This is a genomic window from Kitasatospora albolonga (assembly GCA_002082585.1).
GTDB classification, from domain to species: domain Bacteria; phylum Actinomycetota; class Actinomycetes; order Streptomycetales; family Streptomycetaceae; genus Streptomyces; species Streptomyces stephensoniae.
Window position 1 is genome coordinate 7,040,272 of sequence record CP020563.1, and the last position, 26,328, is coordinate 7,066,599.

At 71.3% G+C, this 26,328-nt stretch carries 20 protein-coding genes; 7 read left to right on the forward strand and 13 right to left on the reverse strand.

Going from position 1 to position 26,328, the window contains the following annotated elements:
• Positions 1 to 24 precede the first annotated feature (24 nt).
• Complete coding sequence (locus B7C62_30970; GenBank protein ID ARF76206.1) at positions 25 to 1,452, forward strand: amidase; 1,428 nt, start codon at positions 25 to 27, stop codon at positions 1,450 to 1,452.
• On the opposite strand, the gene B7C62_30975 is transcribed toward B7C62_30970, so the two are convergent.
• The 6 genes from B7C62_30975 to B7C62_31000 all read right to left on the reverse strand — a co-directional run bounded on the left by B7C62_30975 (position 1,387) and on the right by B7C62_31000 (position 7,688).
• Complete coding sequence (locus tag B7C62_30975; GenBank protein ARF76207.1) at positions 1,387 to 2,688, reverse strand: hypothetical protein; 1,302 nt, start codon at positions 2,686 to 2,688, stop codon at positions 1,387 to 1,389. The two genes, B7C62_30970 and B7C62_30975, sit on opposite strands and share 66 nt — an antisense overlap.
• Positions 2,685 to 4,010, reverse strand: a complete 1,326-nt coding sequence (locus B7C62_30980) for a cation/H(+) antiporter (protein ID ARF76208.1) — start codon at positions 4,008 to 4,010, stop codon at positions 2,685 to 2,687. The genes B7C62_30975 and B7C62_30980 overlap by 4 nt, the downstream gene beginning before the upstream one ends.
• A 42-nt stretch (positions 4,011 to 4,052) precedes the next feature.
• Positions 4,053 to 5,594 carry a hypothetical protein gene (locus B7C62_30985; protein ARF76209.1) on the reverse strand — a complete coding sequence of 514 codons (1,542 nt, stop codon included), beginning with the start codon at positions 5,592 to 5,594 and terminating at the stop codon, positions 4,053 to 4,055.
• A 45-nt stretch (positions 5,595 to 5,639) separates the two neighbouring features.
• On the reverse strand, positions 5,640 to 6,365 hold the full coding sequence (locus B7C62_30990) for a hypothetical protein (GenBank protein ARF76210.1): 726 nt from the start codon (positions 6,363 to 6,365) through the stop codon (positions 5,640 to 5,642).
• Positions 6,366 to 6,436: 71 nt separating this feature from the next.
• Entirely contained in the window at positions 6,437 to 7,408 is a 972-nt protein-coding gene (locus B7C62_30995; GenBank protein ARF76211.1) for a chemotaxis protein CheX, read from the reverse strand.
• Positions 7,409 to 7,448: 40 nt separating this feature from the next.
• On the reverse strand, positions 7,449 to 7,688 hold the full coding sequence (locus B7C62_31000) for a phosphopantetheine attachment site (GenBank protein ARF77450.1): 240 nt from the start codon (positions 7,686 to 7,688) through the stop codon (positions 7,449 to 7,451).
• Between the two features lie 334 nt (positions 7,689 to 8,022).
• Here B7C62_31000 and B7C62_31005 point away from each other — a divergent pair, with 334 nt between their 5' ends.
• Positions 8,023 to 8,496: a DUF4440 domain-containing protein gene (locus tag B7C62_31005; protein ID ARF76212.1), complete on the forward strand. Its 474-nt coding sequence runs from the start codon at positions 8,023 to 8,025 to the stop codon at positions 8,494 to 8,496.
• Between the two features lie 399 nt (positions 8,497 to 8,895).
• Here B7C62_31005 and B7C62_31010 read toward each other — a convergent pair whose 3' ends face one another.
• From B7C62_31010 to B7C62_31020, 3 genes are read right to left on the reverse strand one after another with little or no spacing between them, the layout of a single operon-like run.
• Positions 8,896 to 9,894, reverse strand: coding sequence for an MBL fold metallo-hydrolase (locus B7C62_31010; protein ID ARF76213.1), 999 nt, complete (start codon positions 9,892 to 9,894; stop codon positions 8,896 to 8,898).
• Positions 9,891 to 10,523 (reverse strand): hypothetical protein, encoded by a 633-nt coding sequence (locus B7C62_31015; protein ID ARF76214.1) that lies wholly within the window; start codon positions 10,521 to 10,523, stop codon positions 9,891 to 9,893. The genes B7C62_31010 and B7C62_31015 overlap by 4 nt, the downstream gene beginning before the upstream one ends.
• Before the next feature lie 50 nt (positions 10,524 to 10,573).
• Entirely contained in the window at positions 10,574 to 11,377 is an 804-nt protein-coding gene (locus B7C62_31020) for a ketoacyl reductase (GenBank protein ARF76215.1), read from the reverse strand.
• A gap of 107 nt (positions 11,378 to 11,484) precedes the next feature.
• Between B7C62_31020 and B7C62_31025 the strand changes: the two genes are divergently transcribed.
• The 5 genes from B7C62_31025 to B7C62_31045 all read left to right on the forward strand — a co-directional run bounded on the left by B7C62_31025 (position 11,485) and on the right by B7C62_31045 (position 18,430).
• Complete coding sequence (locus B7C62_31025; protein ARF76216.1) at positions 11,485 to 12,084, forward strand: hypothetical protein; 600 nt, start codon at positions 11,485 to 11,487, stop codon at positions 12,082 to 12,084.
• A gap of 108 nt (positions 12,085 to 12,192) precedes the next feature.
• On the forward strand, positions 12,193 to 13,317 hold the full coding sequence (locus B7C62_31030) for a hypothetical protein (GenBank protein ID ARF76217.1): 1,125 nt from the start codon (positions 12,193 to 12,195) through the stop codon (positions 13,315 to 13,317).
• 221 nt (positions 13,318 to 13,538) lie between these two features.
• A complete protein-coding gene (locus B7C62_31035; GenBank protein ARF76218.1) occupies positions 13,539 to 14,819 on the forward strand; it encodes a hypothetical protein in 1,281 nt (426 codons plus the stop codon).
• 127 nt (positions 14,820 to 14,946) lie between these two features.
• The gene (locus B7C62_31040) at positions 14,947 to 16,071 is read left to right on the forward strand and encodes an epoxide hydrolase (protein ID ARF76219.1); all 1,125 of its coding nucleotides are present in this window, start codon (positions 14,947 to 14,949) and stop codon (positions 16,069 to 16,071) included.
• Between the two features lie 76 nt (positions 16,072 to 16,147).
• Complete coding sequence (locus tag B7C62_31045) at positions 16,148 to 18,430, forward strand: daunorubicin resistance protein DrrC (protein ID ARF76220.1); 2,283 nt, start codon at positions 16,148 to 16,150, stop codon at positions 18,428 to 18,430.
• Between the two features lie 71 nt (positions 18,431 to 18,501).
• Here B7C62_31045 and B7C62_31050 read toward each other — a convergent pair whose 3' ends face one another.
• The 4 genes from B7C62_31050 to B7C62_31065 form a co-directional block, all read right to left on the reverse strand.
• Positions 18,502 to 21,984, reverse strand: coding sequence for a methionine synthase (locus B7C62_31050; protein ARF76221.1), 3,483 nt, complete (start codon positions 21,982 to 21,984; stop codon positions 18,502 to 18,504).
• A gap of 66 nt (positions 21,985 to 22,050) precedes the next feature.
• Positions 22,051 to 23,274 carry a methionine adenosyltransferase gene (locus tag B7C62_31055; GenBank protein ARF76222.1) on the reverse strand — a complete coding sequence of 408 codons (1,224 nt, stop codon included), beginning with the start codon at positions 23,272 to 23,274 and terminating at the stop codon, positions 22,051 to 22,053.
• Positions 23,275 to 23,384: 110 nt separating this feature from the next.
• The gene (locus B7C62_31060) at positions 23,385 to 24,794 is read right to left on the reverse strand and encodes an adenosylhomocysteinase (protein ARF76223.1); all 1,410 of its coding nucleotides are present in this window, start codon (positions 24,792 to 24,794) and stop codon (positions 23,385 to 23,387) included.
• The gene (locus B7C62_31065) at positions 24,791 to 26,326 is read right to left on the reverse strand and encodes an alpha/beta hydrolase (protein ARF76224.1); all 1,536 of its coding nucleotides are present in this window, start codon (positions 26,324 to 26,326) and stop codon (positions 24,791 to 24,793) included. The genes B7C62_31060 and B7C62_31065 overlap by 4 nt, the downstream gene beginning before the upstream one ends.
• Positions 26,327 to 26,328: the final 2 nt, after the last annotated feature.

Consider the following 26,328-nt stretch of genomic DNA (forward strand, 5'->3'; position numbering starts at 1 on the left):
CCGAACAGCAGGGGAGCACCTCCGATGGCATCACCGCCCCGCACACCCGCCGGGTCCCCGGCCTTCCTGTCCGCCGCCGAACTGCGCGACCTGATCCGGAACAAGGAACTGTCCGCCCTCGATGTCACCGAAGCCGTCCTCGACCACCTGGAAGCGGTGAACCCCCAGCTGAACGCGGTGGTCGCCGTACGGGCGGAGGGCGCGCTCGCGGACGCGCGGGCGGCGGACGCGCTGCCGCCCGCCGAGCGCGGCCCGCTGCACGGCATCCCGTTCACCGCCAAGGACGCCAACGAGTCGGCGGACCTGCCGGCCGCCTACGGCTCGCTGCCCTTCGCCGGTTACCGGCCCGGCTTCGACAGCGAGGTGGTCGCCCGGCTCCGGCGGGCGGGCGGCATCCTCGTCGGCACCACCGCCATGCCGGAGTTCGGGCTGCGGATCACGACCGACAACCGGGTGTCCCCGCCCACCCGCAACCCGTGGAACACCGCACACGGCCCGGCGGGCTCCAGCGGCGGCGCGGCGGCCGCCGTGGCGGCCGGTATCGGCCCGCTCGCCCTGGCGGCCGACGGCGCGGGCTCCGTACGGGCGCCCGCCTCCGCCTGCGGGATCGTCGGGCTCAAACCCACCCGGGGGCGCACCCCGTGGGCACCGGCCGCCCAGGAGCAGTGGGCGGGTTACGTCGTCAACGGGCCGATGGCCCGCACGGTCGGCGACGCCGCCCTGATGCTCGACACGATGGCGGGCCCGGTCGTCGGAGAACCGTACGGACTGCCCCCGCACCCCGGCCCCTTCCTCGCCGCCGACCGGCCGCGCCGCCGCCTGCGCGTGGCGTACACCCGTACCCCGCCGCACGGCACCGTCGTCCCCGAGGTGCGGGAGGTGTTCGAGCGGGCGGTGGCGGCCTTCGGCGAGCTGGACGTCGAACTGACCGAGGACACGCCCGACCTCGGCGGGCTCCTGGACCCCCTGCTGACCGTCATCGCCGCCAACGTGGCCACCATGGTCCGGGGGGTACCGCCGGAGCACCTGGCCGAACTGGAGCCGACGACCCTCGATGTCGCCCTGCGCGGGGAGCGGCTCGGCGCGGCCGACTACTGTGCCGCCGTGGCCACCGCCCAGACGCGGGCGGCCGGTGTCATCCGCTTCTGGACCCGGTACGACGTCCTGCTCACCCCCACCCTCACCGTGCTCCCGCCGCCGCTCGGCACGAGTGTCGAGGGCCCGGGGTTCGAGGAGCGGTGGCGCGAGTACGCCGACTGGCTGGCCTTCACCTACCCCTTCAACATCACCGGCCAGCCCGCGGTCTCGCTGCCCGCCGGGCGGACCGCCGCCGACCTGCCGGTCGGCGTCCAGCTGGTCGGCGCGCCCGGTGCCGAGGCCCTGCTCCTAGGTCTGGCCGCCGACTTCGAACGCGCCCGGCCGTGGGCGCACGAGCGGCCCCGGACCGGGTGACACGCGCGGCCCCGGCCCGGGCGGTCCGTCGGACGGTTCGCTCCAGCCGGTCTCCCGCAGCAGGGCGATGCGGGAGTTCACCCCGGCCTTCTGGAACAGCTTCCTCAAGTGGTAGTTGACGGTGTGCGGGGAGATCCCCAGCCGCCGGGCCATCTGCTTGTTGGTCAGCCCCTCGGCGACCAGCTGCACGATCAGGTTCTCCTGGCCGTTGAGGTCCGGCGGCCCGGCCGCCGGACCCGTCGGCTCCGCCGTCCGCGCCGTCCGCTCAGTCCGTCGGCCGTCGGCCACCTGCCGACGCAGCGCCTGCCGCAGCGGGACCGGCACCGAGTCCACGACGAGCCGCCACAGCAGCTCGTTGGGGAAGCGGACCCGGGTGCTGCCGACGGCCAGCATCCCGGTGGCGGCCGCCCGGTCCAGGGTGAGCAGCAGCGCGGACGGCGGCACCTGGAGGATCGGCAGAAGATCGCCGACCGTGCTCTCCCGGCCGAGGACGGCCGCCACCCGCAGCAACTGGCGGCACTCGTCCGGGTACTCCAGCAGCATCGACTGAAGGAGCTCCCGCAGCCGTTGCGGGATGCGCTCCTCGACCAGCTCCGCCTCATGGGGGCCCACCCGTAGCAGACGCTCCTCGCGCATGCCCGCCACCAGCTCCACCAGCAGCTTCGGGTGCCCGCCCGCGCTCCGCACCACCCGGGCCAGCGGGGCGGCGGGCGGCACCCCCAGCAGATCGGCGGCCACCTGGAGCGAGGCCGGGGCGCGGAGCGGGCCGAGGTTGATCCGCTCGGTGTGCCCGGCGGACCAGTCGGCCGGTGCGCCGGGAGCCCCCCGGCGGTGCGCCACCAGCCGGACCAGCGCCCGGCCGCCGTACGGGGCGTGGGGCCGGGTGAGCGGCGCCTCACCCGGCTCCACCGCCAGGAAGTGCGCGTCGTCCAGGACGGTCAGCCGGGGGGTGCCGGGGGCCCCGTCCCCCGGCGGGGACCCCGGGCCGGAGCGCTCCGGCCGGTGGCCCGTCACAAAACCGAGCCGCCGCGCCACGGCCGCGCACTCCGCCAGGAACCTGGTCCTGCCGGAGCCCGGCGGGCCCTCGACCGTCACCAGGGCGCAGCCGCCGTCGAGGCCGAACTCCAGGGCCCGCCGTACGCGGGCCAGTTCGTCCTCGCGACCGCGCAGCGGCAGCCGGGCCGGGGCGGGCGCGGCGGGCGCGTACACGAGCTGTCCGGTGGTGGTCCCGGTCATCGGGCCGCGTCCTTTCCGGCCTGCTCCACCGGCCGCCGTACGGGCGCCGGGACCGGCTCGGCATCGATCGGGAACCGGGACAGCAGAGGCCCGGTCATCAGCGTGGTGACCAGGGCCATCACGACCATCGCGGTGAACAGCCGGGAATCCAGGGCGCCCAGGCTCAGGCCCACGTTGAGGACGACCAGCTCGGTCAGCCCGCGGGCGTTCAGCAGGATGCCGAGGACCGTGGACTCCCGCGCGGTGGACCCGGTCAGCCGCGCCGCGCCCATCGCGCCGACGAACTTGCCGACGCACGCCACCGCGACGCACGCCAGCACCATCACGAACCCCTGGGGGCCGAGCCCGGCGAGGTCCACCGAGAGCCCGGTCACCATGAAGAACACCGGAAGCAGGAGCAGACTGGTCTGGTCGATGCGCTCCGGCACCTCGGGGGCGGTCGCGTCGATGAGGTGGCGGGGCGCGACGGCGCCGAACATGAACGCGCCGAACACCGCGTGCAGCCCGATCTCGTGGGTGACCCACGCACTGGCCAGCAGCCCGGAGCAGAGCACGACATGGACGGCCGGGCCGTTGCCCGCCCAGCGCCGTCGCGGGTCCAGCAGCCAGGCCAGGGCCGGCCGCACCAGGAGGACCAGGACGAGGCCGAAGGCCACCGCGCCGCCGACGGTCCGCCCGAACGACCACAGGCCGCTCACGCTCACCACGGTGACGACGGCTGCCAGCACGGTCCACGCGATCACATCCTGGATCGCGGCGCTGACCAGGGCGACCGCACCCACCCGGTGCTTCTGGAGACCCCGTTCGATGATGATCCGGGCGAGCACGGGAAAGGCCGTGATGGACATCGCCACACCGAGGAACAGCGCCGGGCCGAGCACCCCTTGTGTTCTCAGCTCGGACCGGTCGAGCCACGGGTACAGCAGTACGGCGAGCGCGGCGCCCAGCGCGAACGGCAGCGCCACCGAACCGAACGACACCAGCGCGATGCGCCTCCCGACGCCGCGCACATGCGAAAGGCTAAGCTGGTAGCCGACTCCGAACATGAAGAGCACCAGCCCCAGTTGGGCGAGCACTTCCAGATAGGGGCGGGCCTCCGGGGGGAACAGCAGCCCGGGCAGATCGCCGGGCAGCAGACCCAGCAGGCTCGGCCCCAGGGCTATCCCGGCGACGATCTCACCCATCACCGCGGGTTGCCGGACCCGCTTGGCGGCGGCGGAGAACACGAAGGCGGCGACCAGCACCAGGGCCACGCCCACCAGGACGATCCCGGTGACACCACCGCCCTCGCCCGCGCCGAGGGCCGGACCATACGTCGACATGCTTGTCCTACTCCTTTTCCGTCCAGGAGGAACGGGCCGTGGTCACAGGCCCCGGGCCAGCGTCCTGCGGTCGACCTTGCCGCTGGAGGTGAGCGGCAGCGCGGGAAGGGGACGTACCGACGAAGGGATCATGTGGCCGGGCAGCCGCGCCGACAGGCTCCGCCGGATCGCGGACGCCACCACCTCGGCACCGCGCGCCGGGACGCAGAACGCCACCAGCTGTCTGATGCCGCCCGCGCCCTCCCGTACGACCACGGCCGCGTCGGCGATCTCCGGCAGGGTCCGCAGATGTGCCTCGACCTCGCCGGTCTCCACCCGGTGGCCCCGGATCTTCACCTGGTCGTCCAGCCGCCCGAGGAACTGGAAAGTGCCGTCCGGCCGGAGTTCGACCAGATCGCCCGTACGGTAGATCCGCCCGCCCCCGGCCAGCCCGGGTACGGTCCGGAACCGCGCGGCGGTCGCCTCGGGCAGGCCCAGGTAGCCCTGCGCGAGCACCGGCCCGCCGATGCACAACTCGCCCGCCTCGCCCGGCTGCCGGGGACGCAGCTGCTCGTCGAGGACGTACGCCTCCACGTTGGCGATGGGCCGGCCGATGCTGGGCTGGTCCGGCCACTCCCGGGGATCGCCGCGCAGTTCGAGCGAGGTCACCACATGGGTCTCCGACGGGCCGTACTGGTTCACCAGCACCGCCCCCTCCAGGTGCTGGAACAGGGCGCGCACCGCGGGGGTCACCTGGAGCTGCTCACCGGCCGTGACGACCTCACGGAGGGAGGACGGCCACACGCCCACGGAACCGGCGTGCGCCGCGATCGCCTGAAGGGCGACGAACGGCAGGAACATCCGCCGGACCGAGGCGCGGTCCAGCAGCTCGATCAGGGCCTGCCAGCTCCGGCGGGTCGCGTCGTCGGCCACCACCAGGGTCCCGCCGGACGCCCAGGTGCTGAACAACTCCTGGAAGGAGACGTCGAAGCTGAGCGCGGAGAACTGGAGGGTCCGGTCCCCGGTGCCGCAGGACGAGTGCGCGCACTGCCAGTCGATCAGGTTGGCCAGCGGACCGTGCGGCATGGCCACGCCCTTGGGCACCCCGCTGGACCCGGAGGTGTAGATGACGTACGCGAGGGTGTCCGGTCCGACCTCCGGCGGCACCGGCCGGGGCGCGTCCCCGACGGCGGACAGGGCGTCCTCCAGCACGAGGGCGCGGGTTCCGTCCGGCAGGGGAGCGCGGTCGAGCAGCGCCTTCTCGGTCAGCAGGACCGGGGCGCCGCTGTCGCCCACCATGGCCGCGAGCCGCTCGTCGGGGTAGGCCGGGTCGAGCGGCACATAGGCGCAGCCCGCCTTGAGCACGCCGAGCACCGCGACGGGGATGGCGAACCCCCGCTCGAAGAAGACCCCGACCGGCTGCCCGGTGACGCCCTCCCGCCGCAACGCGTGGGCGAGCCGGTCGGCGTCCCGCCCCAGCTCCTCGTAGGTGAGAGACCTCTCGCCCACGATCACGGCGGGCAGCTCGGGATGCGACACGCGCCGCGCCTCGAACAGCTCGTGCGCGAACGGGGTCCTTCCGATGGAACGCACTGCCTCGTTCAATGGTTGCTCCCAGGCCGGATCAGGTTCGGGACCGTGCTGGTTCGCTCAGGTTCGGGACTGCGCCGGTTCGCTCATGACCGAAGCGATCGCCGCCGCGAGCGGTTCGGCCCCGGCGGTCTCCAGATAGAGGTGGCCGCCGGGAAACGTGAGGGTGGTGAGCGGCTGGACGCTGCGCCACTGCCACGGGTCGGTGTGCTCGTCGCCGAAGGCGTCCTGCTGCCCCCGGCAGACGACGACGCGGCTCTCGGTCACGGTCCGGGACAGGGTGCGGACGAACGAGTCGCAGATGTCGAAGTCGGACCGCAGCAGCGCCACCGCCCGGTCGGCGATGTGCGGATGGCCGAGCAGCCGGGCGTCCAGCGCCTCGTACCGCGCGGCGCACGTCAGTACTTCCTCGTCGGACGCCTTCGCGGTGCCGTCGGCGAACAGCGGCGTGGCGAGCTGCGGGGCCAGGTTGGCGGAGGCGAAGAGGACCTGGCAGCGCGGCCCGCCGCGCCGCTCCAGGGCCGCTGCCACCGCGAGCCCCAGGTAGGCGCCCATGCTGTGGCCGAAGATGGAGAGTTCCTCGTCGGTGCCGACCTCGGCGGCCAGCAGATCGGTCAGATCCCGGACGGCCTCCTCCGCGGTGCGGAGGGCGGGCTCACGCCAGCGGCGGCCCCGGCCGGGAAGCTCGGCCACCACGGGCCTGATGTCGTCGGGCAGGAGCCGCGTCAGCCGCCGGAACACGGCCGCCGACCCTCCGGCGTGGTGGAACAGGGCGAGCACGGTCATCGGTGCGCCTTCCTGGAAGGTGGCGCGCGGCGCCGGGAAAGCCGCCGCGCGCCCGGCCGTCCCGGGGAACGTCAGCTGCTGAAGGACTCCCGGAAGTCCCACGGGGTGAACTGGTGGCCCCGGCGGTTCCGGTCGGTCAGCTTGTTGATCCCGTACTCGTCCTTGCCGGAGACGAGCACCGACGCGTAGTCGTCCAGCGGGATCGTGCCGCCGTACTCGGACACGTCACCGAGGTCCGGGTAGACCTCGACCTGGGTCGGCACGTACCGGGTGGCGAACCCCATGCGGTAGTCCTTCGGGCCGCCGGTGTGCGGCAGCGAACCGTGCATCAGGGTCGACCAGAAGATCACGCACTCGCCGGGCTGCATGACGAGGGAGAACGCCTTCGACTCGTCGGGGCGCCAGTCGGGGTCCTTCTGGAGCTCCCGGTAGTCGTAGCCGAAGAAACCGCGCCGGACGCTGTCCTTCTCCCGCTTGTTGATCGTGTCCGGGTTGTAGGACATGCCGAGGGACTCGTCGTAGTTCATCACCCGGTGCGTGCCCGGCATGAGCTGGAGGCAGCCGTTCTCCTTGGTGGAGTGGGTGAACGCGGTCCACGCGGTGATCGTGCCGCCGAAGGCGGGCGCGTCGTTCTCCGCGGGCCACCTGATCTGGGGGCGGCCGCTGGAGTGGGCGAACGTCGCCGCCTGGTGCCAGTCCGTCCCCTCGTCCCCCTGGTACTTCGGGAAGAACTCGGTGCGCCAGCAGAGCAGGTCCGGGCCGAGGATGGAGGCGACCCGCTCGACGATGGCCCGCTGCATGATGTGCTCGCTGAGCAGATCGATGTCGAGGTGCCGGTCGTAGTTGGAGAGGTTGGTCACCGCGCCCAGCGCGTCCTCCGGGTAGATCGCCCGCGACCGGTCCGGAATGGCCCGGCGTATCTGGTTCCAGCGCCTCTCCATCTCCTCCGGTTCATATACCTTGATCGGCCCGATGAATCCCTGCTCCTCGAACGTGGCGAGCTCTTCGGGGGTCAGTCGGAAATCGGAAATGCGGTCATTCACGGCTACTCCATCCTCTGGTTCTCGATGCGGGGTGAACGGATTACGCGGTCGGCTCTCCGGCGATCCGCGCATGCAGTTCCGCGATCGCGCTCCCGAGCGACTCCTCGAACAGGACTTTCACATCCAGTTCATGACCGAAGTGCTGCTGGACGCGGGTGTTGAGGTTCATGGCGAGGAGCGAGTGACCGCCGAGGTCAAGGAAGTTGTCCGCCGGGGAAACATCGGGCTCCTCGATGAATTCACTCACCCAGTCGACAATCAGCTTCTCCAGCTCGTGCACGCCCTCAGGAAGGGAAACGGACATGCCGCCGTACTCCTCTCGTAGGATTTCGTGCGGGTCTCCGGGCTTACTCTAGGACCGTGGGGGCGAACGCGGTAATGCCGGATACTTGGGGGGTATGCCCCGCGAACATACGCCGGGAAAATGCGCCACGGACGTGGTGCGGTTTTCTGCCCGCGGGCTCGCGGGCCTGCCGGACTTTTGTGACGGCCCGTCGGTTTCTCACGGGTCGGCGCGGTGCAGCCGTCCTCCAGCGAGGATGCAGCGGCCGGCGGGAAGGTGGTGGCGGTACTGCCGTCGCCGTGGCGGCAGCGCGTCACGGGAGGGAGTCACTGTGTCCCAGTCGGTCCAGACGGCCCAGGCGGCCCAGGAAACGTACAGCCAGGTCGGTGGAGACCTCTATGCCGAGGTCCAGACGTTCTACGCGTGGCAGATGCGCCGGGTGGACAGCCTGGACATCGAGGGGTTCGCGGACACCTTCACCGAGGACGGTGAGGTGGTGCACTCCGGCGGACAGCGCCAGAGCGGCCGGGAGGAGATGGTCGCCGGTATGCGGGCGAGCCTGCCGCGCTACCGGGACATCGCGGTCCGCCACTGGTTCGGGCACCCGCTGATCGAGGTCGACGCGGTGGACCCCGACACCCTCCGCGTCTCCTACTACACGCTGGTCACCCTGACCGACCGGGAGGGGAAGGTCTCCTTCCAGCCCACGTTCACGGTCGAGGACGTCCTCGTCCGCCGGGGCGGCCGGCTGCTGACCAGGTCGCGGGTCATCCACCGGGACACCCCGGTGGAGCCCGCGTCCTGACCGTACGGTCTCCTGACCACGGTCTTCCGGCTGTACGGTACGGTCGCGTCGCCGCTCCGGGGGACCGTCGTGCATGTCGTACACAGGGAGAAGGGCCCTCCGGCCGGAGGGCCCTTCTCCTCGCCCCGCGCACGGCGGCCCGGGGCCGTTCAGTCGATGCCGCGGCAGATGTGCGGCTCGCTGCCGTCGTCCTCGGGTTCCCCCGCGAGCAGCAGTACCGGTACGCGTACGGGGGTGTCGTGCTCCTTGGGCTCGGACGGCTCGCGTTCACCGATCGTCACCATGGCGGACTCCTTTGTCTCGGCCCTTCTCCGTCTGTTCCTCGTCGGCCGCGCGGTCCTCCCCTCGGGTCCGTCGTCGTCCGCGGCGCCACGTCCCGCCGGGGCGCCGCGGGACCGGTCAGGCGTGGCAGGCGGGCAGCCCGCCGTGGAAGGCGACCATCTCCTGGAACGACCGGGCGACATCGATGCGCGCCCCCGGGGGAAGGCCCTCGGCCTCCGCGTACGCCCGGTGCAGGTTCCCGGCCAGGCGCTCGGCGTCCACGAGCCCGGCGAAGGCGCCGAGGTCCGTCCGGCGGGCGGTCTCCAGCGGGGTCAGCCCGTCGCGTACGCCGTCCTCGGCGACCCCGCGCAGGAAGCGCAGGTACTCCTCGGTGAAGTCGAACAACTCGGGCCCGCCGACCGGCCCGTGGCCCGGGACGACCGTACGGGCCCCCAGCGCGCGCATCCGGTCCAGGGCCCGCAGCGAGCCGCTGACCGAGCCGAACAGGACGAACGGCGTGACCCGGGACCACACCACGTCCCCGGTGAAGAGCACGGACCGTTCGGGTATCCAGGCCACCACGTCGTGCGCGGTGTGCGCGGGGCCGACGTGCAGCAGCTCGACCCGCAGCCCGCCCAGCCGCAGGGTCAGCGACCCGTCGAAGGTCACATCGGGCAGCACCAGGGGAGTGCTGCCCCACTCCACGTCCGGCCACAGACCGCGCAGACCGAGGCCCGCCTCCGCCGAATCGGCCCGGGTCCCCTCGTGGGCGACGATCGCGGCGCGGGGCGCGAACTGCCCGTTGCCGAAGGTGTGGTCACCGTGGAAGTGGGTGTTCACCACATAGTCGGGGCCTGCCGGAACGATCCGCCCGGTCTCCGCCCGCAGCCGGCGGGTGCGCGCCTCCGTCGCCGCGGTGTCGACCAGGACGGAGCGCTCCGAGCCGACGACGAGCCCCGCGTTGTTGAGGCACCAGCCGCCGTCCGGCTGCACATAGGCGTACACCCCGTCAGCGACCTTCCGGAGCGCGGGTGGTGGCGCCTCGCCCGCTGCGTCCGCCGTCACCGGAGCCCGTACCGCCGTGGCCGTGTCCGTGTCGGTGGCCGGGCTCACCGTCTCCGCCGCCGTCCCGCTCATGCCGCGCTCCGTCGCTCGTGGGCGGGTTCGGGACCGGTCAGGCCGGTGAAGCCGCCCCGGTGGAAGAGCAGAGGGTCCGGGGCGCGGTCGCGGGTGGCGACCAGGACCGCCCGGCCGATGAGCAGGGTGTGGTCACCGGCCTCGTGCTCGTTCTCCAGAACGCATTCCACGTACGCCTCGGCGGACGGGATCACCGCGTTGCCGGTGACGCCCGGCACGGCCTCCATCCGCCGCATCGCCGTATGGCCCTCGCTCCGGTCGGGGCGGCAGAACTCCAGGGCCAGGTCCTGCTGCCCCCGGCCGAGGACGTTCACCGCGAAGCTCCCGGCCGCACCGACCCGGGGGCGGATGCGGCCGGCCGATTTGACCGACACCAGCAGCAGGAGCGGGTCCAGTGAGACGGAGATCAGGCTGTTGAGCGTGATCACCACGGTGTCCTCGCCGCTGCCCTGGGTGAGCAGGGTGACACCGGTCGGGAAACGGCCCATCGCGGACCGGAAGCCCGCCGTGTCGGGGCCTGCTGTGTCCGGGACCGCCGTGATCGTCCCGGGCCCGGCGGCCGTGCCGGGGCCCGCCGGGCTCGCGGCCCTGCCGGGCGCCGCCGTGTCGGGTGGTGCTGTGGTCGTCATGGGTCGGGCTCCGTCTCTGCGCGCGGCGCCGGGCCGCGCTGCGTGGGGGATCAGTAGGCGCCGAGGCCGCCGCAGACGTTGAGGGCCTGGGCGGTGATCGAGGCGGCCGGGTCGGAGACCAGATAGCCGACCAGGCCCGCGACCTCGTCGGCCGTGGAGTAACGGCCCAGCGGGATCTTGGAGTTGAACTTCTCCTGGATGTCCTGTTCGCTCACGCCGTAGTGGGCCGCGTACCCCTGGCGTACGCGCTGGGCCATCGGCGTCTCCACATACCCCGGGCAGACGGCGTTGACCGTGATCCCGCTCTGGGCCAGCTCCTTGCCGACGGCCTTGGTGAAGCCGATGACCCCGCTCTTGGAGGCCGAGTACGGGGCGGCCAGCTCCACGCCCTGCTTGCCGCCGGTGGAGGCGATGTTGATGATCCGGCCCCAGTCGCCCTCCCGCATCAGCCCGGTGCTGAGCACCTCGCGGGTGACCCGGAAGGTCGCGTTGAGGTTCGTCTCGATGACGTCGTCCCACAGGGCGTCGTCGATCTCGGCGGTCACCCCGCCGCCGCCCCGGCCCGCGTTGTTCACCAGGACGTCGATCCGCCCGTACTCCGCGACCGCCGCCGCCACCGCGGCCCTGATCTGCTCGACCGAGGTCACGTCGCACTCGGCGCCCGCCACCTCGAGGCCGTCCTCCCGCAACCGCTTGACCAGGGTGCGGACGCTCTCCGCGCCGCGTGCCACCCCGAAGACGGCGAAGCCCTGACGGGCCAGGAGTTCGGTGACCGCGAGGCCGATCCCGCTGGTCGCCCCGGTGACGAAGGCGACCCGCCGGTGCTGCCCGGTCGTCGGTTCCGTGTTGCTCATGGTCTCTCCCCTTGGTCGTCGGACGGTCCGGTTCATGACGAGTAGCCAGGACCGTCGCCGCGCGGGCTAGGGCGCGGCTCGACCCGTCCCGGAGCCCCGGTCGGCCGGTGCGGGGGAGGGGCCGGGGGCTGCTCAAGTGCGGCTCGACAGGCGGCCTAGCGCCCCGCCCGACGGTCGTCGTGTCAACGGCCGGATCGCGCCACCGCCGCGCGAGGGATCAAGGAGGGCACGTGCCCCAGCAGACGATTGCGGACGTACGCAAATGGGTGACCGTCGCGGCCACGCCGGAGGAGGCGTTCAAGGTCTTCACCGAGCGCCCCGCCGACTGGTGGCCGCCCAGCCATGTCCTGCTCAAGAAGGAGCGGGCGGGCCTGGCCTTCGAGCCGGGGGAGGGCGGCCGCTACTACGAGTGGGACGTGGACGGCAACCAGATCGACTGGGGCCGCATCCTCGAGTGGGTCCCGGGCCGACGGATCGTCATGACCTGGCGCATCAACGCTCGTTGGGAGTCACTGCCGACCGACGACGGGGCCAGCGAGATCGAGGTCGACTTCGAGCCCGTCGAGGGCGGTACGAAGGTGACCCTCGCCCACGTGAAGCTGCACCAGCACGGCGAGGGCGCCGACCGCATCTTCCAGGCCCTGGACGGACCGGCGCCCGGCGAGACGCTGGAGCGCTTCGAGCACGCCGTACGACTGTCGCTGTAGGCCCGTTCGAGGCGACGGCCCCAGGCTTCGCGCCCTCATCGCACCGCACGTCCCGTCACCGGGCACGCCATCGGAGACCGAGCACACCACCGGAGGAGGAGCACCAGGATGCCTGCCGACATTCTTCAGGAAACCGGACTGGGCCAGGGCGCGGAGAAGGTACGCATACGCGCCGCCCAGCACGCCCCGGACGCCGACCGCGACCGCGCCCTGCACCCCGAGGTGGTGGAGGCGGTGCTCCACGCGGGCTTCGCCCGCCACTTCGTCGCCGCCGGACTCGGCGGAACGGAGGGCTCGTTCACCGAGCTGGCCGGGGCCGTCATCGCCATCGGGGAGGAGTGCCCGGCCACCGCGTGGACCGCCTCGCTCGCCGCCAACTCGGCCCGGCTGGCCGCCCATCTGCCCGCCGAGGGGCAGCGGGCGGTCTGGGCCGAGGGCCCCGACGCCCTGATCGCCGCCGGTCTCATCCCCTCCGGACGCGCCACGCCCACGGAGGGCGGCTGGCTGGTCAGCGGGCGCTGGAACTACGTGAGTTCGGTCGAATTCGCCGACTGGACGCTCCTGTGCGCGGCCGTCCCCGCCCCCGGCGCCCCGCCGCAGCTCCGGTTCCTCGCCCTGCCCCGGGGCGCCTACCGGACGCTCCCCACGTGGGACGCCATCGGCATGACAGCGACCGGCAGCCACACGGTGGTGGCCGACGAGGTCTTCGTACCCGGACACCTCAGCTTCGAGCGGGCCGAACTGCTCACCGGCCGCAACACCTCCTCGCAGGCGGACGTGCACCGGGTGCCGTTCGCCGCGGTCGCCGGTCTCACCTTCGTGGCGCCCGCCGTGGGGGCCGCGCTCGGTGCGCTGCGCGCGGCGGGCACCACACTGACCGGCAACCGCCGCACTCCCGACCGGGAGGCCGCCCTCACCCGCGCCGCCGCCCTCATCGACGCGGCGCGCCACCTGGTCGAGCAGAACGCCCGCACCATCGACGAGCGGGACTTCACGCCGCGGACCCTCGCCCGCTCCGAGCGCAACGCGGCCTCGGCCGCCGAACTCGCCGCGGACGCGGTCTGGGCGCTGATCCGCACCTCCGGCACCAGCGGCCTGTCCACCGGCCACCCGCTCCAGCGCTTCTGGCGCGACGTGGTGACGGCGACCAGCCACAAGGCCCTCCAGTTCGAGACCTCCGCCGGGCGCAGCTACGCGGCGGCCCTCCTCGGCCCGCAGGACGCCGCGGACTGAACCGCCGGCCCCGTACGGCCTGAACCGCCGTTCTCCACCGACTGAACCACCGCCCCGCACCCCCCTGTACCAGGCCCGCACCCCCTGTACCAGGCCCGCCCCGCCCGGGGCGGGCCCGGGCGGGGGCCGCACATTCCCGTTCCCCCGGCGCCCCCCCCACGACCCGGGAGACACACCCCAGGACAGACCTGCCGACCCTTCCCGGAACCAAGGAGCGCACCGTGCCAGCAGCAGCCCCACCCGACGCCCCGGGCGTCCGCTCGACCCTGCCCTCGCTCACGGGGCTGCGTTTCGTCGCGGCCTTCATCGTCCTCATCTCGCACACCGGCTACCTGTTCTTCATGGGCGCCCGTCCCGAGGACAACTACGCGGACTACCTGTTCGTGGTCGGATCGCTGGGGCTGACGTTCTTCTTCGTCCTCAGCGGATTCATCCTCACCTGGGTCGCCCGGGAGGACGACACCCGCCGCCTCTTCTGGCGCCGGCGGCTGGTGAAGATCTTCCCCAACCACCTCGTCACCCTCGCCGCCACCGTCGTCCTGATGATCATCAGCGGTGTCGCCGTCACCGTCGAGAACACCCTGCCGTCGGTCTTCCTGCTCCAGAGCTTCTTCCCGATGCAGGAGGTGATCCAGGGCCACGGCATCAACTCGCCCGCCTGGTCCCTCACGTGTGAGCTGCTGTTCTACCTCTGCTTCCCGCTGCTGCTGCCCCTGATCCGCCGCATCCGCGACAACCGCCTGTGGCTGTGGGCGGGCGGCTTCACCCTCGCCGTCCTCGCTATGCCCTTCGTCGCCCAGCTCCTGCCCGACCAGCCCGTCATGTGGTGGGGCGGGGACATGTCGTGGTGGCAGTACTGGTTCGTCTACCACTTCCCGGTCACCCGCATGCTGGAGTTCGTCCTCGGCATCCTGATGGCGCAGATCGTCCTGCGCGGCCGCTGGATCGGCCTGCCGCTCGGCTGGGCCGCCCTCCTGGCCGTCGCCGCCTACGGTGTGACGACCCAGCTCCCCGACGTGTTCGCCTGGATGTCGCTGAGCGCGCTGCCGCTCGCCCTGGTGATCGCCGCCGCGGCCACCGCCGACGTACGGGGCCGGCGCACCGGCTTCGGCGGCCGGACGATGGTGTGGCTCGGCGAGATCTCCTTCGCGCTGTACATCGTCCACTACCTCGTCCTCTACTACGGGCCCGTGCGCGCCGTCGACCCGATGCACGGGATGGAGACCTGGAGCTTCGTCGAGGCGGTGGGCGACGTCGCCCTGACCATCGGGATCAGCCTGGTCCTCGCCTGGCTCCTGTACACCTTCGTGGAGCGTCCGGCGATGCGCCGCTGGAGCCGCCCCGCCGCCGACACCGCCGTACGGTCCGGGCAGCGCCCGCCCGGCGGCCCCGCTCCCGCCCCCGTCCCGGCCGCCGCCCCCACCCCCACCCCCACCCCCGCTCCCGTCCCGGCCGAGAAGCCGGAGCCCGTACAGCGCAAGGAACCCACCCTGCTCCAGTGACCCACCCGCCCGGCAGCCCACCGCCCGCCCGGCCCGCCGGGCGCCGCACCCACGCACACACCCGCCACGCCGCAGGGGCACCGACCCGCCCCTGCGGCGTGGCGCGACGACTCACCGAGGAGCACCCATGACGCCCCCCATCACCCCGTTCCGCGTCGGAGTGACGGACGCGCAGCTGGACGACCTCAGGGCCCGGCTCGCCCACACCCGCTGGCCGGAACGCGAAACGGTCGACGACTGGTCCCAGGGGCTGCCCCTGGCGTACGCCCAGGAGCTGTGCGCGTACTGGAGGGACCACTACGACTGGCGGGCCACCGAGGCCCGGCTCAACCTGATCCCCCAGTTCCGTACGGAGATCGACGGACTCGGCATCCACTTCCTGCACGCCAGGTCCCCGCACCCGCAGGCCGTGCCGCTGCTGCTCACCCACGGCTGGCCGGGCTCCGTGGTGGAGTTCCTCGACCTGATCCGCCCCCTCACCGAACCCGACGACCCGGCGGACGCCTTCCACGTGGTCTGCCCCTCGCTGCCCGGCTTCGGCTTCAGCGACCGGCCGGCCGCCCACGGCTGGACGGCGGAGCGGACTGCCACTGCCTGGCACACCCTCATGGAACGTCTGGGATACGGGAGTTACGCGGCGCACGGCGTCGACTGGGGCTCCTTCATCACCACGATCATGGGCGAGCAGGACCGGGGCGCGCTGCTCGGCATCCATGTCGCGATGCCCTTCGCCCGCCCGCCCCAGGAGCAGGTTGAACTCGACGAGCGCGATCTCGCGGGCCTGGCACGGATGAAGCAGTTCAAGGAGCAGGAGGGCGGCTACTCCGTCATCCAGACCACCCGCCCCCAGACCCTCGGCTACGGTCTGACCGACTCGCCCGCAGGCCAACTGGCCTGGATGACGGAGAAGTACTGGGCCTGGAGCGACCACGACGGCGATCTGGAGAAGGCGATCCCCCGGGACCGGCTCCTCGACGCGGTCAGCGTCGCCTGGTTCGCCGGGACCGCCGCCTCGTCCGCCCGGATCTACTGGGAGAGCCAGAACCGGATGGCGCTCGGCGAGGTCCCCGTACCGGCCGCCGTCGCCAACTACCCCAAGGACGGCCGGATGCCGCGCCCCTGGATCGAGGGGCGGTTCACCGATCTGCGCAGCTGGGCGGAGTACGACAGGGGCGGGCACTTCCCCGCGCTGGAGGACCCCGAACGGCTCGTCGGTGACCTGCGGGACTTCTTCCGGGACCTGCGCCCGTAGCGGGCAACGTACGGGCGGACCACGGCTGTTCGAGCGGTTCGAGCGGGAGTCCAGCGGGCCGCCCTACGCTGCTGATATGGGCGAATCACACACCATCAGGATCGTCGGCGCACGCGAGCACAACCTCAAGGACGTCTCCCTGGAGATCCCGAAGAACACCCTCACGGTGTTCACCGGCGTCTCGGGATCGGGCAAGTCGTCCCTCGTCTTCGACACCGTCGCCGTGGAGGCGCAGCGGCAGCTTAACGCCACCTACAGCTGGTTCGTACGCAACCAGCTGCCGAAGTACGAGAGGCCGCACGCCGACGTCATCGAGAACCTCTCCGCCCCCGTCGTCGTGGACCAGAAGCCGGTGGGCGGCAACAGCCGTTCGACGGTGGGCACGATGACGGACATCTACTCGGTGATCCGGGCGCTGTTCGCACGCCACGGCACACCGTCGAGCGGCCTCGTCTCCCTGTACTCCTTCAACGACCCCAAGGGCATGTGCCCCGAGTGCGAGGGGCTGGGCAAGGTCCAGCGCATCGACCCCGACCGGGTGGTGGACCGGACGAGGTCCCTGGACGAGGGCGCCATCCTGGTGCCCTGGTACCGGGTGGGCAGCCCCGAATGGCAGCTGTACGCGACCTCGGGGCGGCTCGACCCGGCAAAGACGCTCGCCGACTACACGCCCGAGGAGTGGCACACCCTCCTGCACGGCAGCGGCGGCCCGAAGGTGAAGCTGACGACGAAGAACAGCTCCCTCGACGTGAACTACGAGGGGCTGGTCGACCGCGTCACCCGCCTCAACCTCAAGCGTGACGTCAGCACGATGAGCGAGAAGAACCGCGAGGCCATCTCCGCGTTCATCACCGAGCAGCGGTGCCCGGCCTGCGACGGCGCCCGGCTCGGCCCGGCGGCGCTCGCCACCCGTATCGACGGGCTCTCCATCGCCGACTGGTGCCGGATGGAGATCGGCGACCTCATCGGCGTCATCTCCCGTATCGACGACCCGGTCGCCGCACCGATCGCCGCCGCCGCCCGCGCGGCCCTGGAACGCGTCGCGGAGATCGGCCTCGGCTACCTCAGCCTGGACCGGGCCACCCCCACGCTCTCCGGGGGCGAGGGACAGCGGCTCAAACTGGTCCGCCACCTGGGCAGCACCCTCACCGGTATGACGTACCTCTTCGACGAGCCCAGCACCGGACTGCACCCCCGGGACGTCGGCCGGCTCGGCGACCTGCTGCGGGCCCTGCGCGACCAGGGCAACACGGTCCTCGTTGTCGAGCACGACCCCGACGTGATCGCGATGGCCGACCACATCGTCGATGTGGGCCCGCGCGCCGGGGTGCACGGCGGCGAGATCGTCTTCCAGGGCTCCTACGAGGAGCTGCGCACCGCCGACACTCTCACGGGGCGCGGGCTGCGCGCCGCGGCGCAGCCGCGCACCCGGTTCCGCGAGCCCCGGGGCAAGCTGGCCGTCGAGAACGCCACCGTGCACAACCTCAAGAACGTCTCGGTCACCGTTCCGACGGGTGTCCTCACCGTCGTCACCGGCGTCGCGGGCTCAGGAAAGAGCTCCCTGATCTCCGAGGCGTTCATGAGCGCCCACCCCGAGTCGATCTACGTCGACCAGTCACCGATCGCCGCCTCCTCCCGCTCCACCCCCGCGACGTACCTCGGGGTGATGGACCCGCTGCGGAAGCTGTTCGCCAAGACGAACAACGTGGCCCCCGGCCTGTTCAGCGCCAACTCCGCCGGGGCGTGCGAGGACTGCCAGGGGCGGGGGGCGGTCATCACTGAGATCGCGTACATGGACCCGGTCACCGCACACTGCGAGACGTGCGACGGCCGCCGCTTCAAGGACGAGGTGCTCGCCCACACGGTGCGCGGCAAATCCATCGCGGACGTGCTGGAGATGTCGGCGGAGGACGCCGTCGCCTTCTTCGAGGAGAAGACCCTCAGGGACAAGACCCGGGCCCTTGTCGAGGTCGGTCTCGGCTACCTCACCATCGGCCAGCCGCTCAGCACCCTCTCCGGCGGCGAGCGCCAACGCATCAAGCTGGCAGTGCAGTTGAACCGCTCGGGCAGCGTCTACGTACTCGACGAGCCCACGACGGGCCTGCACATGTCGGACGTGGCCACGCTGGTACGGCTCCTGGACACCCTGGTCGACCAGGGCAACACCGTGGTGGTCGTGGAACACAACCTCGACGTCGTCAAGGAGGCCGACTGGATCATCGACCTGGGCCCCGAGGGCGGCAAGGGCGGCGGCGAGATCGTCTTCACCGGGACGCCGGAGGAGCTCCTGTCCGCGACGGGTTCCGGCTCCCTGACCGGCGAGCACCTGCGGCGCTATCTGGGCGCCGCCGGGGTGTAGGAGTCCCTGGAGATGGTGAGGGGCCGGTGCTCAGGCACCGGCCCCTCACTGTTCCGCCAAGTGGTCTGGTTTCAGCGGGCGTTGAAGTACTTGGCTTCGGGGTGGTGGATGACGAGGGCGTCGGTGGACTGTTCGGGGTGGAGCTGGAATTCCTCGGAGAGTTCGACGCCGATGCGCTCCGGCTGGAGGAGGTCGGCGATCTTGGCGCGGTCTTCGAGGTCGGGGCAGGCGCCGTAGCCGAGGGAGAAGCGTGCACCGCGGTATTTGAGGGCGAACATGTCCTCGACGTCGGTGGGGTCTTCGGCGGCGAAGCCGAGTTCGCTGCGGACGCGGGCGTGCCAGTACTCGGCGAGGGCTTCGGCGAGCTGGACGGAGAGGCCGTGGAGTTCGAGGTAGTCGCGGTAGGAGTTGGCGGCGAAGAGTTCGGCGGTGGCTTCGCCGATGCGGGAGCCGACGGTGACGACCTGGAGGCCGATGACGTCGGTTTCGCCGGATTCTTCGGGGCGGAAGAAGTCGGCGAGGCAGAGGCGGCGGCCGCGGCGTTGGCGGGGGAAGGTGAAGCGGGTGCGTTCGGAGCCGTCCTCGTGGAGGAGGATGAGGTCTTCGCCCTTGGAGACGCAGGGGAAGTAGCCGTAGACGACGGCGGCTTCGAGGAGGTTGTTGGACTGGAGGTGGTCGAGCCAGCCGCGCAGGTGGGGGCGGCCCTCGGTCTCGACCAGTTCTTCGTAGGTGGGTCCGTCGCCGGTCCTGGCCTGCTTCAGGCCCCACTGGCCCTTGAACAGGGCGCCCTCGTCCAGCCAGGAGGCGTACTCCTTCAGCGGGATGCCCTTGATCACCCGAGTACCCCAGAACGGCGGCTCGGGAACCGGGTTGGTCGTGGAGACGTCGGAGCGGCCGGCAGGGTCCTCGGGTTCGGTCAGGTGGAGGAGCGGGTCGGTAGTGCGTTGCGGGACGCGCCGCTGTTTGAGTGCGGGGAGAGTGGCGCCGGGGACACCGCGTTTGACCGCTATCAGGGCGTCCATGAGGCGCAGGCCCTCGAACGCGTCGCGGGCGTAGCGGACTTCACCGTCGTAGATCTCGTGGAGGTCCTGCTCGACGTAGGCCCGGGTGAGGGCGGCGCCGCCGAGGATGACGGGGTAGTCGGCGGCCATCTTGCGCTGGTTGAGCTCCTGGAGGTTCTCCTTCATGATCACGGTGGATTTGACGAGGAGGCCGGACATGCCGATGACGTCGGCGCGGTGTTCCTCTGCGGCTTCGAGGATCGCGGAGACGGGCTGCTTGATCCCGAGGTTGACGACGTTGTAGCCGTTGTTGGACAGGATGATGTCGACGAGGTTCTTGCCGATGTCGTGGACGTCGCCGCGGACGGTGGCGAGCACGATGGTGCCCTTGCCCTCGTCGTCGGACTTCTCCATGTGCGGCTCCAGATGGGCCACCGCACTCTTCATCACCTCCGCCGACTGAAGGACGAAGGGCAGCTGCATCTGGCCGGAGCCGAACAGCTCACCGACCACCTTCATGCCCTCCAGGAGGGTGTTGTTGACGATGTCGAGGGCCGGGGTGGTCTGGAGGGCTTCGTCGAGGTCGGTCTCCAGGCCGTTCTTCTCCCCGTCGATGATGCGGCGCTGGAGCCGTTCGTCCAGGGGGAGGGCCATCAGCTCTTCGGCCTTGCCCGCCTTCATGTTGACGCCCTCGAACAGCTCCATGAGCCTCTGCAAGGGGTCATAACCCTCGGCACGGCGGTCGTGGATCAGGTCCAGGGCGACCTTGACCTGCTCCTCCTCCAGCCGCGCGATCGGCAGGATCTTCGACGCGTGCACGATCGCGGAATCCAGCCCCGCCTTCACACACTCGTCCAGGAAGACGGAGTTCAGCACCACCCGGGCGGCCGGGTTGAGGCCGAAGGAAATGTTCGACAGACCCAGCGTGGTCTGCACATCCGGGTGCCGCTTCTTCAGCTCCCGGATGGCCCCGATCGTCGCGATACCGTCCCCCCGCGACTCCTCCTGACCCGTGCAGATCGTGAACGTCAGCGTGTCAATGAGAATGTCGGACTCGCGGATGCCCCAGTTGGTGGTGAGGTCCGCGATCAGCCGCTCCGCGATCGCCACCTTGTGCTCAATGGTGCGGGCCTGCCCCTCCTCATCGATGGTGAGCGCGATCAACGCGGCGCCGTGCTCGGCGGCCAGGGCACTGACCTGCGCGAACCGCGACTCCGGCCCGTCCCCGTCCTCGTAATTCACCGAGTTCAGCACCGCCCGGCCACCCAGCTGCTCCAGACCCGCTCGCAGGACGTCCAGCTCGGTGGAGTCCAGCACGATCGGGAGCGTGGAAGCGGTCGCGAAACGGCCGGCCAGCTCCCTCATGTCCGCCACACCGTCACGGCCCACATAGTCCACGCACAGATCCAGCATGTGCGCGCCCTCGCGGATCTGGTCGCGGGCCATCTCCACGCAGTCGTCCCATCGGGCCTCCAGCATCGCCTCACGGAACTTCTTCGAACCATTGGCGTTCGTCCGCTCCCCGATCGCCAGATACGCCGTGTCCTGCCGGAACGGAACATGCTGGTAGAGCGACGCGGCACCCGGTTCCGGACGCGGCTCACGGGGCGAGGGGGTGAGGCCGCGGACCCGTTCCAGCACCTGCCGCAGGTGTTCCGGGGTCGTACCGCAGCAGCCGCCGACCAGGGACAGCCCGTACTCGTGGACGAAGGTCTCCTGGGCGTCCGCCAGTTCGGCCGGGCCGAGGGGGTAGTGGGCGCCGTTCTTGCCCAGGACCGGCAGGCCCGCGTTCGGCATGCAGGACAGCGGAACACGGGAGTGCCGGGCCAGATAGCGCAGGTGCTCGCTCATCTCGGCGGGCCCGGTCGCGCAGTTCAGGCCGATCATGTCGATGCCGAGCGGCTCCAGGGCCGTCAGCGCCGCCCCGATCTCCGAGCCCAGCAGCATCGTCCCCGTCGTCTCCACGGTGACCGAGCAGATGAGCGGGAGGTGCGTGCCGGTGGCCTCCATCGCGCGCCGGGCGCCGACGATCGCTGCCTTCGTCTGGAGCAGGTCCTGCGTGGTCTCCACCAGGACGGCGTCGGCACCTCCCGCGATCATGCCCTCGGCGTTCTGCTGGTAGGCGTCACGCAGGGTGGTGTACGGGGCGTGGCCCAGCGTCGGCAGTTTCGTACCGGGCCCCATCGACCCCAGCACCCAGCGCTGCTGACCGGTCGACACGGTGAACTCGTCGGCGACCTCACGGGCGATGCGGGCGCCGGCCTCGGCGAGCTCGTACACCCGCTCGGGAATGTCGTACTCGGCCAGCGCCGCGTAGTTCGTACCGAACGTATTCGTCTCCACACAGTCGACGCCGACCGCGAAGTACGCCTCGTGGACGGAGCGCACGATGTCGGGACGGGTGACGTTCAGGATCTCGTTGCAGCCCTCCAGGTTCTCGAAGTCCTCCAGCGTCGGGTCCTGCTCCTGGAGCATCGTGCCCATCGCGCCGTCCGCCACCACCACCCGGGTGGCCAGCGCCTCGCGCAGGGCGTCCACACGCGCGCTCACCACCGCTCCACCCGACCGGGCAGGGCGGTGGTGAGTGCGCTCTCGTCCGGGAAGCCGGGGGCGGGCACGTCAGAGACCCGCTGCGGTGCGCAGCGCGCCGACCCGGTCGGTGCGCTCCCAGGCGAAGTCGGGGAGCTCACGGCCGAAGTGCCCGTACGCGGCGGTCTGGGCGTAGATCGGACGCAGCAGGTCGAGGTCCCGGACGATCGCCGCCGGACGCAGGTCGAACACCGCGGTGATGGCGGACTCGATCGCCGACCTCTCCACGGTCTCCGTCCCGAAGGTCTCGACGAAGAGTCCGACGGGCTCGGCCTTGCCGATCGCGTAGGCGACCTGGACCTCACAGCGAGTGGCGAGCCCGGCCGCGACGACGTTCTTCGCGACCCAGCGCATCGCGTACGCCGCCGAGCGGTCGACCTTGGACGGGTCCTTGCCCGAGAACGCACCACCACCGTGGCGGGCCATCCCGCCGTAGGTGTCGATGATGATCTTGCGGCCGGTCAGCCCGGCGTCACCCATCGGGCCGCCGATCTCGAAACGCCCGGTCGGGTTCACCAGGAGCCGGTAGCCCTCGGTGTCCAGCTTGATCCCGTCCTCGACCAGCTGCCCGAGCACATGCTCGACCACGAACTCCCGGATGTCCGGCGCAAGGAGGGAGTCCAGGTCGATGTCGCTGGCGTGCTGCGAGGAGACGACCACGGTGTCCAGACGGACCGCCTTGTCACCGTCGTACTCGATGGTCACCTGCGTCTTGCCGTCCGGGCGCAGGTAAGGGATCGTCCCGTTCTTCCGGACCTCCGACAGGCGCCGCGAGAGACGGTGCGCGATGTGGATCGGGAGCGGCATCAGCTCCGGCGTCTCGTCGCAGGCATACCCGAACATCAGGCCCTGGTCACCGGCACCCTGCTTGTCCAGCTCGTCGCCCTCCTCACCTGCGGAGGCACCCTCGACCCGCTTCTCGTACGCGGTGTCGACACCCTGGGCGATGTCCGGCGACTGCGCGCCGATGGAGACCGAGACGCCGCAGGACGCACCGTCGAAGCCCTTCTTCGAGGAGTCGTAACCGATCTCCAGCACCTTGTTGCGCACGAGGTTGGGAATGTCGGCATACGCCTTGGTCGTGACCTCGCCCGCGACATGCACCAGACCGGTGGTGATCAAGGTCTCGACCGCGACACGCGAGGCCGGGTCCTCACGCAGAAGCGCATCGAGAATCGTGTCGCTGATCTGGTCAGCGATCTTGTCGGGGTGACCCTCGGTGACAGATTCCGAGGTGAACAGACGGCGGGACATGAGTACTCCTCGTGGATGGCCGGGTCAGCGGCGGTCGGACCGGAGTGTTTCGGAGGGGGCGGAGCGGGGCGGGGCGGACCGGAGCCGGGCGGAGCGGATCTGTGCCGGGGTCAGTAGCGGTAGTGGTCGGGCTTGTACGGGCCTTCGACCTCGACACCGATGTACGCCGCCTGCTCCGGACGGAGCGTGGTCAGCCTGACGCCCAGGGCGTCGAGGTGGAGACGGGCGACCTTCTCGTCCAGGTGCTTGGGAAGCACGTACACATCGGTCGGGTACTCCTGCGGCTTGGTGAACAGCTCGATCTGCGCCAGCGTCTGGTCGGCGAAGCTGTTCGACATCACGAAGGAGGGATGACCCGTCGCGTTCCCCAGGTTCAGCAGACGCCCCTCCGACAGCACGATCAGGACCTTGCCGTCGGGGAACGTCCAGGTGTGGACCTGCGGCTTCACCTCGTCCTTGACGATCCCCTCGACGGCGGCCAGGCCCGCCATGTCGATCTCGTTGTCGAAGTGGCCGATGTTCCCCACGATCGCCTGGTGCTTCATCCGGGCCATGTCCGAGGCCATGATGATGTCCTTGTTGCCCGTCGTCGTGATGAAGATGTCCGCCGTCTCCACCACATCGTCCAGCGTCGCGACCTGGTAACCGTCCATCGCCGCCTGCAGCGCACAGATCGGGTCGATCTCCGTCACGATCACCCGCGCACCCTGGCCACGGAGGGACTCCGCACTGCCCTTGCCCACATCCCCGTACCCGCACACGACCGCGGTCTTGCCGCCGATCAGGACATCCGTCGCCCGGTTGATCCCGTCGATCAGCGAATGACGGCACCCGTACTTGTTGTCGAACTTCGACTTCGTCACCGCGTCATTCACATTGATCGCGGGAAAGAGAAGGGTTCCGTCACGGTGCATCTCGTACAGACGGTGAACACCCGTCGTGGTCTCCTCCGTCACACCCCGGATCTCGGACGCCAGCGCGGGCCAGTCGACGGCGCTGCGGCGCAGGAGCCGCAGGAGCATCGCGGTCTCCTCGTTGTCCGCCGTCGCCGGGTCGGGGACCGTACCGGCCTTGGCGAACTCGACGCCCTTGTGGACCAGGAGGGTGGCGTCACCGCCGTCGTCCAGGATCATGTTCGGACCGCCCGTCGGGGTGTTCGGCCAGGTCAGCGCCTGCTCCGTGCACCACCAGTACTCCTCCGCGGTCTCGCCCTTCCAGGCGAAGACCGGGATTCCGGCGGCGGCGATGGCCGCGGCGGCGTGGTCCTGGGTGGAGAAGATGTTGCAGGAAGCCCAGCGGACCTCCGCACCCAGAGCCACCAGCGTCTCGATCAGCACCGCCGTCTGCACCGTCATGTGCAGCGAACCGGTGATCCGCGCACCGGCCAGCGGCTGCGCGTCGGCGTACTCCCTGCGGATCGACATCAGGCCGGGCATCTCGTGCTCGGCGAGCGTGATCTCCTTACGGCCGAACGCCGCGAGAGAGAGGTCGGCCACCTTGAAATCCTGCGTTGTCGTCACGGTCGGGTGCTCCGGTTCTGTACGGGGGCGGGGGCAGGGGCGGAGGCAGGGGCGGGTGCTGGGGCGGCGTCGGGGGCGATGTCCGGGCGGGGGACGGCGCCGGGGACGGTGGTACGGGCCGGGGGCAGCTCACCCCGGGTCAGATAGGCGTCGACCAGGGCGTTGACCCGCTGGTTCGCGCCGAGTGCGTAGATCTCGTGTTCGCCGGAGTCCACCACGGTGATCAGGTGGTGTCCGAGCCGTTCGGCCATCGCGACCCCGCCCGCGTAGTGGTCCATGATGTCGCCCTCGGACTGCACGACCAGCCCGGTGGGGAAGTCGCCGCCCGTGACGGTCACCGGGGGCTCCGGTGCGGTGAAGGTGCGGAAGGTGCCGACCCACGGCTGGGCGCGCAGTACGCCGTAGCCGTACGGGTAACGGGTGCGGTAGTCCCGCATGGTGGCGTAGTAGCCCTCCAGGTCGGTGGGCCAGTCGTCCTCCAGGGTGATGGCGTCCAGGACACCGCTGCGCAGCTCGCCCTCGTTGTCCGAGGGCCGCCACAGGCGCTGGCCCGCGAGGGCCTCCGCCGCCCGGTCGAGATCACCGGCCCCGGCCGCCGTCCGCAGCGTGCCGATGAGGTCGCCGAGCTCCTCCCACTGGGCACGGTCTGCCGTGCGGTAGCCCATCGCCCCGTCGAGCAGCGTCCGCAGATGCGGGGTGTCCGCCTTCTCCGCCAGCAGGGCGGCGGTCTCCTCCACGGCCCCGAGGACCGCGTCCGGTTCCGTGCCGAGGCCGAAGCGGCCGTGGCGTTCGCCCGTCCAGTGCGCCCACCGGTCGACGTTGCGCCGGATCGCGTCGCCCTGCGAGAGGAACTGCTCGTACCAGGACCAGTCCGGGTTGACGCAGGAGTCCAGCACACTGCGGTCCAGGTGCCCGGGGAAGAGCGTGGCGTACGCGGCGCCCACCGAGGTCCCGTAGGCGAAGCCGACGTAACTGATCCGCTCCTCGCCCAGCACCGCCCGGACGATGTCCAGGTCCCGGGCGATGTTACGGGTGCTGATGTGCGGGCGCAGGTCCCCGCCACCGCGCTCGCACCCCAGCTCCCTGCGGCGCATGTCCTCGGCGATCAGCGGGAAGTCCGTGTCGGGCGGCCGGGAGTCGAACGGGGCCTCGGGCACGGCCACTTCGGCGTACAGCCGGGTGGAGTCGCCGAGGCCCCGGGGGTCGAAGCCGACCAGGTCGTACACCTCGTGCACGGGTGTCCCGGTGAACCGGTCCGCCAGTCGGCGGCCGAGCCCCCAGTCGCCCCCCGGGCCCCCGTTGAGGGAGAGCAGGACACCGCGCCGACGCGCCGGGTCGGTGGCCCGGTGGCGGGAGAGCGCGAGGGTGAGCCGGGGGCCGTCGGGGTCGGCATAGTCGCGCGGGACCTCGATGACGGCCCGTTCACGGGTGCCGTCGGCGTCCGTCTCGGCCGTCCAGACCGGGCGCTGCTCGTGGAACGCCCGCAGGGCGTCGGGGAGGGGGCCGTTCGGCCGTTCGGTGGTGAGGGCCACGG